The organism is Streptomyces sp. WM4235, assembly GCF_001279725.1.
GTDB lineage: Bacteria > Actinomycetota > Actinomycetes > Streptomycetales > Streptomycetaceae > Streptomyces.
This window is the reverse complement of sequence record NZ_LGDE01000030.1, coordinates 1-11,427: the sequence shown is the minus strand read 5'-3', so window position 1 is coordinate 11,427 and position 11,427 is coordinate 1. Positions and strand designations below refer to the sequence as shown.

10 protein-coding genes are annotated in these 11,427 nt (G+C 71.3%); 6 read left to right on the top strand and 4 right to left on the bottom strand.

Features of this window, described 5'->3' with window-relative positions; translation table 11 throughout:
• Positions 1-41: 41 nt before the first annotated feature.
• Entirely contained in the window at positions 42-920 is an 879-nt protein-coding gene (locus ADK55_RS04850; RefSeq protein WP_053676204.1) for a LysR family transcriptional regulator, read from the bottom strand.
• Positions 921-1,014: 94 nt separating this feature from the next.
• Between ADK55_RS04850 and ADK55_RS04845 the strand changes: the two genes are divergently transcribed.
• The 4 genes from ADK55_RS04845 to ADK55_RS04830 all read left to right on the top strand — a co-directional run bounded on the left by ADK55_RS04845 (position 1,015) and on the right by ADK55_RS04830 (position 5,241).
• Positions 1,015-1,719 (top strand): succinate dehydrogenase, encoded by a 705-nt coding sequence (locus ADK55_RS04845; protein WP_053676203.1) that lies wholly within the window; start codon positions 1,015-1,017, stop codon positions 1,717-1,719.
• A 2-nt stretch (positions 1,720-1,721) separates the two neighbouring features.
• A complete protein-coding gene (locus tag ADK55_RS04840; RefSeq protein ID WP_053676202.1) occupies positions 1,722-3,683 on the top strand; it encodes a fumarate reductase/succinate dehydrogenase flavoprotein subunit in 1,962 nt (653 codons plus the stop codon).
• The gene (locus tag ADK55_RS04835; RefSeq protein WP_053676201.1) at positions 3,680-4,420 is read left to right on the top strand and encodes a succinate dehydrogenase/fumarate reductase iron-sulfur subunit; all 741 of its coding nucleotides are present in this window, start codon (positions 3,680-3,682) and stop codon (positions 4,418-4,420) included. Before ADK55_RS04840 ends, ADK55_RS04835 begins: the two co-directional genes overlap by 4 nt.
• 173 nt (positions 4,421-4,593) lie before the next feature.
• Entirely contained in the window at positions 4,594-5,241 is a 648-nt protein-coding gene (locus ADK55_RS04830; protein ID WP_234349893.1) for a histidine phosphatase family protein, read from the top strand.
• 31 nt (positions 5,242-5,272) lie between these two features.
• Here ADK55_RS04830 and ADK55_RS04825 read toward each other — a convergent pair whose 3' ends face one another.
• Together ADK55_RS04825 and ADK55_RS04820 are read right to left on the bottom strand one after the other, a co-directional pair.
• Positions 5,273-7,699 (bottom strand): ATP-binding cassette domain-containing protein, encoded by a 2,427-nt coding sequence (locus tag ADK55_RS04825; RefSeq protein WP_053676200.1) that lies wholly within the window; start codon positions 7,697-7,699, stop codon positions 5,273-5,275.
• Positions 7,700-7,777: 78 nt separating this feature from the next.
• Positions 7,778-8,767 (bottom strand): LLM class flavin-dependent oxidoreductase, encoded by a 990-nt coding sequence (locus ADK55_RS04820; RefSeq protein WP_053676199.1) that lies wholly within the window; start codon positions 8,765-8,767, stop codon positions 7,778-7,780.
• Positions 8,768-8,969: 202 nt separating this feature from the next.
• Between ADK55_RS04820 and ADK55_RS04815 the strand changes: the two genes are divergently transcribed.
• Positions 8,970-9,467, top strand: a complete 498-nt coding sequence (locus ADK55_RS04815; RefSeq protein ID WP_053676198.1) for a nucleotidase — start codon at positions 8,970-8,972, stop codon at positions 9,465-9,467.
• A 78-nt stretch (positions 9,468-9,545) separates the two neighbouring features.
• On the opposite strand, the gene ADK55_RS04810 is transcribed toward ADK55_RS04815, so the two are convergent.
• Positions 9,546-9,761, bottom strand: a complete 216-nt coding sequence (locus tag ADK55_RS04810) for a dodecin (protein ID WP_053676197.1) — start codon at positions 9,759-9,761, stop codon at positions 9,546-9,548.
• A 162-nt stretch (positions 9,762-9,923) separates the two neighbouring features.
• Between ADK55_RS04810 and ADK55_RS04805 the strand changes: the two genes are divergently transcribed.
• On the top strand, positions 9,924-11,186 hold the full coding sequence (locus ADK55_RS04805) for an extracellular solute-binding protein (RefSeq protein WP_053676205.1): 1,263 nt from the start codon (positions 9,924-9,926) through the stop codon (positions 11,184-11,186).
• The last annotated feature ends 241 nt before the right edge of the window (positions 11,187-11,427 follow it).

Below are 11,427 nucleotides of genomic sequence, written 5' to 3'. Positions count from 1 at the left end.
CCCCCGACAGCGGACCGCCCCCGTACCCCGGCGCGAGCCGGTCAGTTCAGCAGCATGCGCTTGAGTTCCCGGGCCGCGCGGGGTGGGGCGACGTCCGTGCGGTGGGCCAGGGCGATCGTGCGGCGCAGGGGTGAGCCCGCCAGGGCGGTGGCGCGCAAACCGGGGCCGCCGTGGGCGACCACCATGGCCGGTACCACCGCGACACCCAGACCCGCCCGGACGAAGCCGAGCACGGCGTCCATCTCGCCGCCCTCCACCGTGAACACCGGCTCGAAGCCCGCCGCCCGGCAGGCCGCAACCGTCAGGTCGCGCAGGTCGTAGCCGTGTCGGAACATCACCATCGGCTCGTCCCGCAACGCGGAGATCGTCAGCGGCCCGCCTCCCGCCGGCGGCGGAAGGTCGGCCGAGGAGACCACGACCAGGTCCTCCGTCAACAACTCCATCGTGGTCAGGGCAGGCGCCGACGGCGGCAGCGGCAGCGAGACGAGAGCCAGATCCAAGACCCCTCGCGCCAATTCCCGTACGAGGTCCAGTGAGCCGCTCTCCTCGATCAGCAGCTCGATCCCGGGGTGGGCGGCGTGGAAGGCCCGCAGTACGCCCGGCAGCAGCCCCGTGCACACGCTCGGCGTGGCCCCGAGCCGCACCCGCCCGCGCCGCAGCTGCGCCAGTTCCTGTACCTCCAGCCGTGCCGTGTCGGCGTCCGCGAGAATGCGTCGGGCCAGCGGCAACAGGGCCTCGCCCGCGTCTGTGAGCGCGATGTTGCCGCGCGCCCGACTGAAGAGTTCGGCCCCCAGCTCCCTCTCCAACGCTTTGATCTGCTGGGAAAGCGAAGGCTGCGCCACGTGTTCACGCTCTGCCGCGCGGGTGAAATGCCGGGTCTCGGCAACGGCCACGAAGTACACGAGCTGCTGGAACTGCATCGCCCCAGGGTAGCCCTTGTATAGGGAATCCCTATCGACATCAGCTTCACCATGTCTTGGACCTTTCGGGACCTTCGTCCCTACCGTCGATGTCATGGCATTGGCAACCCGGACGGATCGACGGCCGTCCACCCCGCGCACGCTCTGGGACTCCACCGTCGGCAAGAAGTCCGTGATGGCGGTCTCCGGGCTGATCATGCTCGGCTACCTCGTCGTCCACATGCTCGGCAACCTCAAGATCTTCTTCGGCGCGGACGAGTTCAACGGCTACGCCCACTGGCTGCGCACGCTCGGCTCCCCGTTCCTGCACCACGAGTGGGCCCTGTGGATCATCCGCCTCGTACTGGTCGCCGCCGTCGTCGCCCACGCGGTCTGCGCGTACCAGCTCAGCCGCCGCGACATCAAGGCACGCCCGGTCAAGTACGCCCACAAGCGCCGGCGCGCGAGCTATGCCACCCGCACCATGCGATGGGGTGGAATCATCCTCGCCCTGTTCATCGTGTGGCACCTCCTCGACCTCACCACGCTCACCGTCAACGAGCGCGCCTGGGCCGGCCACCCCTACGAGAACGTGCTGTCCACCTTCTCCACCTGGTACGGCAACACGATCTACATCGTGGCGATGGCGGCCCTCGGTCTGCACGTCCGCCACGGCTTCTGGAGCGCCGCCCAGACCCTCGGCGCCGGCAACGCCCGGCGCGACCGGACCCTGAAGTTCCTGGCCGACGCCCTGGCCCTCGTTCTCTTCGCGGGCTTCGTGTCCGTCCCCGTCGCCGTCATGACCGGAGTGGTGAGCTGACCATGAGCACCCCCTACGCCGACTACGCCCTCGGCGACCCGATCGCCGACACCAAGGCCCCGGAAGGTCCGATCGCCGAACGCTGGGACCGCCGCCGCTTCGAGGCCAAGCTGGTCAACCCGGCTAACCGCCGCAAGCACACCGTCATCGTCGTCGGCACCGGTCTGGCCGGCGGGGCCGCCGGTGCCACCCTCGCCGAACAGGGCTACCACGTCGTCCAGTTCTGCTTCTCCGACTCCCCGCGCCGCGCCCACTCCATCGCCGCGCAGGGCGGCATCAACGCCGCCAAGAACTACCGCAACGACGGCGACTCCGTGCACCGCCTCTTCTACGACACCGTCAAGGGCGGCGACTTCCGCGCCCGCGAGTCCAACGTCCACCGCCTCGCCCAGATCTCCGTCGAGATCATCGACCAGTGCGTCGCCCAGGGCGTCCCCTTCGCCCGCGAGTACGGCGGCCTCCTCGACACCCGTTCCTTCGGCGGCGTCCAGGTCTCCCGCACCTTCTACGCCCGGGGTCAGACCGGACAGCAGCTGCTGCTCGGCGCCTACCAGGCGCTGTCCCGACAGATCGCCGCCGGGAACGTCGAGATGCACGCCCGCACCGAGATGCTCGACCTGATCACGATCGACGGCGTGGCCCGGGGCATCGTGGCCCGCGACCTGGTCACCGGCACGATCGAGGCCCACTACGCCGACGCGGTGGTCCTGGCCAGCGGCGGCTACGGCAACGTCTTCTACCTCTCCACCAACGCCATGAACTCCAACGCGACGGCCGTCTGGCGGGCGCACCGACGCGGCGCGCACTTCGCCAACCCCTGCTTCACGCAGATCCACCCCACCTGCATCCCGCGCACCGGCGACCACCAGTCGAAGCTGACCCTCATGAGCGAGTCGCTGCGCAACGACGGCCGGATCTGGGTCCCCAAGGCCGAGGGTGACACCCGGCCCGCCGCCGACATCCCCGAGGAGGAGCGCGACTACTACCTGGAGCGGATCTACCCCTCTTTCGGCAACCTCGTGCCCCGCGACATCGCCTCCCGCGCCGCGAAGAACGTCTGCGACGAGGGTCGCGGCGTCGGCCCCGGCGGACAGGGCGTGTACCTCGACTTCGCCGACGCGATCCGCCGCATGGGCAAGGACAAGGTCGCGGAGAAGTACGGCAACCTCTTCGACATGTACGAGCGGATCACCGCGGAGAACCCGTACGAGGTGCCCATGCGGATCTACCCCGCCGTGCACTACACGATGGGCGGACTCTGGGTCGACTACGACCTCCAGACGACCGTCCCCGGCCTGTTCGCGATCGGCGAGGCCAACTTCTCCGACCACGGGGCGAACCGCCTCGGCGCCTCCGCGCTGATGCAGGGTTTGGGCGACGGCTACTTCGTCCTCCCCTCCACCATCAACGACTACCTCGCCCGCCGCCACGCCGAGGGCGACGGCGACGTGTTGGACGACCACCACCCGGAGGTCGCCGCGGTGCTGCGCGAGACCCGCGACTGCCTGGCCAAGCTCCTCGCAGTCGACGGCGACCGGACCCCCGACTCCTTCCACCGGGAGATCGGCGAACTCATGTGGGAGTACTGCGGCATGGCCCGCACCGAAGCCGGTCTGCGCAAGGCGCTGGCCCGGATCCCCGAGATCCGCGAGGAGTTCTGGAAGCGGATCAAGGTCCCGGGCAGCGGAGCCGAGTTCAACCAGTCACTGGAGAAGGCCAATCGCATCGTCGACTACCTGGAACTCGCCGAGTTGATGTGTCTCGACGCCCTCCACCGCGCCGAGTCCTGCGGCGGGCACTTCCGCGAGGAGTCCCAGACCCCGGACGGCGAAGCCGCCCGCCGCGACGAGGAGTTCGGATACGTGGCCGCCTGGCAGTACCAGGGCACCGGCGCCGCACCCGTCCTGCACAAGGAAGACCTCGTCTTCGAGTACGTCCACCCCACCCAGCGGAGCTACGCATGAGGCTCACCCTGCGCGTCTGGCGCCAGCGCAACCCCGAGACCCCGGGCGCCATGGCCTCCTACGAGGTCGACGGCATCTCCCAGGACATGTCGTTCCTGGAGATGCTCGACACCCTCAACGAGGACCTCATCCTGCGCGGTGAGGACCCGGTCGCCTTCGACCACGACTGCCGCGAGGGCATCTGCGGAGCCTGCAGCCTCGTCATCAACGGTGATGCCCACGGACCCGAGCGCACCACGACCTGCCAGCTCCACATGCGTTCCTTCGCCGACGGGGACACCATCGACGTCGAGCCCTGGCGGGTCTCGGCCTTCCCGGTCGTGAAGGACCTCGTCGTCGACCGCAGCGCCTTCGACCGGATCATCCAGGCCGGCGGCTACATCACCGCCCCCACCGGCGCCGCCCCCGAGGCGCACGCCACCGCCGTGCCCAAGCCGGCCGCCGACCACGCCTTCGAGCACGCGGAGTGCATCGGATGCGGGGCGTGCGTGGCCGCCTGCCCCAACGGCTCGGCCATGCTGTTCACCTCCGCCAAGGTCAACCACCTCAACGTGCTGCCGCAGGGCTCGCCCGAACGCGAGACCCGCGTCCTCGACATGGTGGCCAGGATGGACGACGAGGGGTTCGGCGGCTGCACCCTGACCGGCGAGTGCGCCACGGCCTGCCCGAAGGGCATCCCGCTGCCGTCGATCGCCGCGATGAACAAGGAGTGGCTGCGGGCGGTCCGCAAGGGCTGAACGGCGCCGTGTGAACCCCCGTACGAGCGCCCCCGGGCCGGTCCGGGCCGACCGGGCCCCGGTTCCCCGGCCTGGGCCGATCGGCTGAGCCGATCCGCCGACCGGGCGCTCGTACGGGCCGTACGTCGCGCCGCGCCCCGGCGGCGTGCGGCGCGTGGGGGACAGTGGGCCCCATGCCAGAAGCCCCCGCCGGGACCGGACCGCGCCGCCGCACCGTGTTGGCCGCCGCCCTCGCCCCGCTCGCGGTGGCCGGCTGCGCCTCCGAGGAAGCCACCGGCCCGGCGCCCGGACCCCAGGCCCTCGCCAAGGACGCCGTCGTGATGGTGATCCGGCACGGGGAGAAGCCGTACGCCGGGGACATCGGCGAGGACGAGGACGGCAACGAGGACCGCGGATTCCTGGCCGGCCGGGGATGGCGTCGCGCCGAGGAACTGCACCGGCTCTTCCCACCGAGCCGCGGCTCGGTGCTGCCCCGACCGGCGGCCGTCTTCGCCACCGGCGGCAAGCCGCCCGCCCCGGCCCGCTGCAAGCAGACCGTCGAGGCGCTGGCCACCGCGCTGAAGACCCCCGTCCGCACCGAGTTCGGCGTCGGCGCCGAAGCGGGCCTGGCCCGCGCCGCCCTGGCCGCGCGGATGCCCGTGCTCGTCTGCTGGGAGTACGCGGGCATGCCCCGCCTGGTCCGCGCCCTCGGCGCGCACCGGGTCCTCGGGGTCCCCGCGATCTGGCCCGACCGCTACGACCTCGTCTGGGTCTTCACCCGCCGTCGGGGCGAGTGGAGCTTCCGCGAACTCCCGCAGCAACTGCTGCCGGGCGACGCCTGAGCCGTCCCGGTGCCTGCCCGGGAGGCGGATGTCAGCTCCCGCCGTCGGAGCCGAGTGCCCGCGCCAGGTAGCCCGCCGTGACGCTGCCGGGCGTACGGGCCACCTCGCGCGGGGTTCCCGACGCGATCACGCGGCCGCCCGCCGCACCACCGCCCGGGCCCATGTCGAGGACCCAGTCCGCGCCGGCCACCACCGCCATGTCGTGCTCCACGACCACCACCGAGTGACCGGCGTCCACCAGGCCGTGCAACTGCCGCATCAGCACCCGCACATCAGCCGGATGCAGTCCCGTGGTCGGCTCGTCCAACAGGTACAGGGTGTGGTCACGGCGCGAGCGCTGGAGCTCCGACGCCAGTTTGACGCGCTGCGCCTCCCCACCGGACAGTTCGGTCGCCGGCTGGCCCAACCGCAGATAGCCCAGGCCGATCTCCTCCAGTGCCCGCAGGCTGCGGGCCGCCGCCGGGACCTCCGCGAAGAACCCCGCCGCGGCCTCCACCGTCAGACCGAGCACCTCCGCGATGTTCAGACCCCGGTAACGGACCTCCAGCGTCTCGGAGTTGTAGCGGGCGCCCGCGCACTGCGGGCAGGGGGCGTACGTACTCGGCAGGAACAGCAGCTCCACCGACACGAAGCCCTCGCCCTGGCAGGTCTCGCAGCGGCCGCCCGGCACGTTGAAGGAGAACCGGCCTGCCCTCCAGCCGCGCGCCTTCGCCTCCTCGGTGGCCGTGAAGAGCCTGCGCACCACGTCGAACAGCCCCGTGTACGTGGCCAGGTTGGAGCGCGGGGTCCGGCCGATCGGCTTCTGGTCCACCTCCACGAGGCGGCGTACGGGAAAGTCCTGATCGGTGAGCCGCCCGGACACCTCCTCGGCGAGCGCCTGCCCGACGAGCGTGGACTTCCCGGACCCGGACACACCGGTGACGGCAGTGAACACCCCCAACGGGAACTCGGCGTCCACACCGCGCAGGTTGTGGCGCCGTACCCCGCTGAGTCTGATCGTCGCGCCTGCGGTGCGCGCCGGCCGGGGCGCGAAGGGCTCTTCCGTCCCGAACAGAGCCCGCGCGGTCGCCGATTCGGCCACGTCGGCCAGTGCGGCCGGCGGCCCGCTGTGCAGCACCCGCCCACCGTGCTCGCCGGCCGCCGGCCCGACGTCCACCAGCCAGTCCGCGTGGCGCACCACGTCCAGATGGTGTTCGACGACGAAGACGGTGTTCCCGGCCGCCTTCAGCCGGTCCAACACGCTCAACAGGGCTTCGGTGTCGGCCGGGTGCAGCCCCGCCGACGGTTCGTCCAGGACGTACACCACCCCGAACAGGCCCGACCGCAACTGAGTGGCCAGCCGCAGTCGTTGCAATTCACCCGCCGACAGGGTCGGCGCGGTGCGGTCCAGGCTCAGGTAGCCGAGTCCCAACTCGGTGACGGGGTCGATGCGCGACCGCAGGTCCTCGATCAGGACCCGGGCGGCCTCCCCCTGCGAAGGCGTCGATGCCAGCACCTCGTCCAGGTCCGTCAGCGCGAGCGCCGCCGCCTCGGCGATCGTGCGGCCCGCGAAGGTCACCGCCAGGGCCTCGGGGCGAAGCCGGCGCCCCTCGCACACCGGGCAGGGAGCATCGGTGAGGAACCGCTCCGCCCGAGCCCTGAGGGTGGCGCTCTTGCTGTCGGAGAAGGTCCGCATCACGTACCGGTGCGCGCTCATGTACGTGCCCTGGTAAGGCCGTTGGATGCGGTCCGCGTCACGCACCGGGTGCACGGTCACCACGGGCTGTTCCCGCGTGAACAGGATCCACTCGCGGTCCTCGGCCGCCAACTCCCGCCAAGGGCGGTCGACGTCGTACCCGAGCGCGTCCAGGACGTCCCGCAGGTTCTTGCCCTGCCAGGCGCCCGGCCAGGCGGCGATGGCGCCCTGACGGATCGACAGGGCAGGATCCGGTACGAGGAGTTTCTCGTTGGTGTGGTGGACTCGGCCCAGTCCCTGACAGGAAGGGCAGGCGCCCGCGGTCGTATTGGGGGAGAAGGAGTCGGAGTCGAGCCGTTCGGCGCCGACGGGGTAGGCGCCGGCCCGCGAGTACAGCATCCGCAGGGAGTTCGACAGCAGGGTCACCGTCCCCACCGAGGACCGCGAGCCGGGCGAGGAGCGCCGCTGCTGCAACGAGACGGCGGGCGGCAGGCCCGTGACGGAGTCCACCTTCGGGGCGCCGATCTGGTGGATCAGCCGGCGGGCGTAGGGCGCCACGGACTCGAAGTACCGACGCTGGGCCTCGGCGTAGAGCGTCCCGAACGCCAGGGAACTCTTCCCGGAGCCGGAGACCCCGGTGAAGACGGTGAGCGCGTCGCGCGGGATGTCCACGTCGACCCCGCGCAGATTGTGCTCCCGGGCGCCCCGGACCCGTACGCAGGGGTCGTGGCTCGGGTTCGGGGGGTCGGGGGCGTACGGGTCCGGGGGGGGGGAGTGGTGCATTCGCCCCACTTTAGTGCGGCGGAGCCGCCGCGGCCCGCCCCGCCCGCCCCGACGATCACAGGCGCGTGCGGTGTCCGCTCAGAGCCCCGCGAGCCGGGCCAGCCCCGCGAAGGAGTCCAGCAGGGCCGTCCGGTCGTAGGTGGAGGTCGTGACCAGCAACTCGTCCGCCTCCGTCGTCCGCGCGACCTCGGCCAGCTCCGCCGCGACCCGCTCCGGAGTCCCGTGGATGTGTCCGACCAGCGCGCCTTCGTACAGCTCACGCTCCTTCGGGGTCATCTCCAGCGCCTCGATCTCCTCGGCCGGCCGGAGCGGAGGGAAGCTGCCCCGGGTGCGGGAGTACGCGAGGGACCAGGCTTCGGGGACCAGGATCCTGCGGGCGGCCTCCTGCGTCTCGGCGACCGCCACGGTCCCGGAGACCACCACGTACGGCTCCGCGCCCCAGGCGGACGCCCGGAACTCCTCGCGGTAGCGGTCCACGACCTCGGCCACCTTCGCCCGGCCCCGCAGGTCCCCGACCACCATCGGCAGTCCGGCCCGCGCCGCGATGCCCGCGCCCTCGCCGGTGGCCAGCACGTACGGGGCGATCGGCAGTCCCTCCGCCGGACGGGCGTGGACCTGGGGGTGGGCGCGTTGGGTTCCGTCCAGCCAGCCCAGCAGCTCGGTCAGCTGCTCCTCGAACAGGTCGGCGTCCTTGGTGTCCCGCCCCAGTGCCCGGCGGATCCCGTCCGTGAAGCCGACCGAGCGGCCGAGGCCCATGTCGACGCGGCCGGGGAACAGGGATTCCAGGACCCCGAACTGTTCGGCGACCACCAGCGGTTGGTGGTTGGGCAGCATGACCCCGCCCGTGCCCACCCGGATCCGGTGGGTGGAGGCGGCCACGGCCGCGGCGAGCACGGTCGGCGCGGAGCCGGCGACGCCGGGCACGCTGTGGTGCTCCGACACCCAGAAGCGGTGGTAACCCATTTCCTCCGCGGCGCGGGCCAGCGCCACGGTGTCGCGCAGCGCCTGCGGGGCGCTGTGGCCCTCGCGGGTCCGGGACCGGTCGAGTATCGAGATTTTTCGGATCACACCGGTGTCAACGTCGTGGAGCGAGGAGGATTCCCCGGTCCGGGAGGGCGCGAGGGGGATTGCACCGCGGGTCGAGCGCCGGCGGGTCGGCGCGGCCTGAGGCGTGGGTCTGAGGCGTGGGTCTGGGGTGCGGTCCTGAGGCGTGGTCCTGAGGCGCGGGCCTGACCGGCGCCACTTCGACGGCGGAACCTAGGCTGGTCGTATGACGCGTGAGACCGACAACCGCCGCCCGCTGGCCGTCTTCGACATCGACAACACTCTGGCCGACACCGACCATCGGCAGCACTTCCTGGAGCGGCGCCCCCGGGACTGGGCGGGTTTCTTCGGTGCGGCCCCGGCCGATCCGCCGCTCGCGCGCGGGGTGGCGCTGGCGGTGGAGAGCGCGGCCGACTGCGAGGTCGTGTACCTCACCGGGCGCCCCGAGCGGTGTCGTGCGGACACCGCCGAGTGGCTGAACCGACACGGTCTGCCGGAGGGGCGGCTGTGGATGCGCGGCAATCAGGACCGCCGTCCGGCCCGGACGACGAAGCTGGAGGTGCTGCGGCGACTCGCCCGGAGTCGGGACGTGCGGATGCTCGTGGACGATGACGAGCTGGTCTGCCAGGCGGCCCGGGCGGCCGGCTTCCGGGTGGTTCTCGCGGACTGGGCGCAGGACGCGCCGGAACTGAAGTCCGCTCAGGAGGCCGAGGGCCGCACCTGAGCGGCGGGCCCCGCGTGCCGCCCGGGGCGGGGCTCGCGCCGCTCGCCGTCGATCAGGTGGCGGTTCTCGCCGACGGCTTCAGTCCTCGCCGTCGATGCGGAAGCCCACCTTGAGGCCGACCTGGTAGTGGCCGATCGCGCCGTTCTCGATGTGTCCCCGCACCTGGGTGACCTCGAACCAGTCGAGGTTGCGGATCGTCTGCCCCGCTCGGGCGATTCCGTTCTTGATGGCCTGATCGATGCCCTCCGGGGAGGTGCCGACGATCTCGGTCACCCGGTACGTGTGATTGGACATGGGGTCTCCCGATGGTGGTCGCTGTTGCCTTGTTCCAAGGTGCCCCAGTAAGTCCGGGTCCGCGAACTTTGCGCTCACCATCCCGAGCGAAAGGTCTTGACCAGCCTATTGGTCTATGCCAATTTCAAGCCATCTGAGATCCATCCCCAGAAGGTGACCCTCGTGAAGATGCGCTTCCTCGCCGTGTGCACCGTTCTCGCGGCCGCGACCGCCCTCACCGGCTGCAGTCGGATGGCCGGATCCGAAGGCGGGCCCGAGAAGGTGACGCTCTGGTTGATGAAGGGCAGCGCCTCGGACGACTTCATCGCGAAGTTCACCGCCGACTTCGAGAAGGAGCACGCCGGCATCGACCTGGACGTCAAGATCCAGGAGTGGACGGGCATCGGCGACAAGGTCAACGCCGTCCTCAAGGGCACCGCCAAGGAGAGCGCCGACGTCATCGAGGTCGGCAACACCCAGGTCGCCCAGTACGTCGAGACCGGCGGCATCTCCGAAGTGACCATGGACGGGCTGCGCGACTGGGACAGCAGGCACTGGCTCAAGGGCCTCTCCGATCCGGGAAGCGTCGACGGGGCCCAGTACGGAGTTCCCTGGTACGCCGCCAATCGGGTGGTGATCTACAACAAGGAACTCTTCGCGAACGCCGGGGTCACCACCCCGCCGAAGACCCGTCAGGAGTGGATCCAGGCGACCCGGCGGCTCGACAAGGGCGAACAGCAGGGCATCTACCTGCCCGGCCAGAACTGGTACGTCCTCGCCGGCTTCATCTGGGACGAGGGCGGCGAACTCGCGGTGCAGACCAACGGCGAGTGGGCCGGCGCCCTCGACGACGAGAAGGCCCTGAACGCCATGGAGTTCTACAAGCAGCTCCAGGGACTCGGCGACGGCCCCAAGGACGCCGACGAGGAGACGCCCCCGCAGTCCGAGGTCTTCGCGCGCGGCCGGATCGCCCAGATCATCGGCCCGCCGAGCCAGGCGGCGGCGATCGAGGCCGCCAACCCGGCCCTGAAGGACAAGCTCGGCTTCTTCCCGATCCCCGGCAAGAGCGCCGAGAAGCCCGGAGCGGTCTTCACCGGCGGATCCGACCTGATCATCCCGGAGAAGACGGCGAGTCGTGAGCACGCCGTGGACCTGATCACGGCGCTCGTCAGCGAGAAGTGGCAGACCGAACTCGCCACCACCATGAGCTACGTCCCCAACAAGACCACCCTCGCCCACGTGGTCGAGGGCAACGAGGGCGCCGCCACCATGGCCGTCGGCGCCGCCCAGGGACGAGCCACCCCGCAGTCCGCCCGATGGGCCGAGGTCGAGGCCGAGAACCCCATCAAGCCGTACATGACGGCCGCGCTCACCGGCCAGGACCCCAAGCGGGCCGCGAAGACCGCCTCGGAGTCCATCAGCCGGATCCTCGGCTCCGACCACTGAGGCGGCTCCGACACGGGCCCTGCCCCACGGCCCGCCCGCAGGCGTTCGCCGAGTTCAGCGTTCGCACATCCGGCCGCCGCTGAGCGGTCATGTCGAATCCAGCCGGTCACGGAAGAAGTAGAGGAGCCAGGCCTACCTGCCGGCCTGGCTCTCCGTGCCCGGATCAGGAGCAGCCATGACCATCGCACCCCTGTCCCCGTCCCCCCTCGCCTCTCCCGCGCTCCCCGTCACCCCGGCGCCC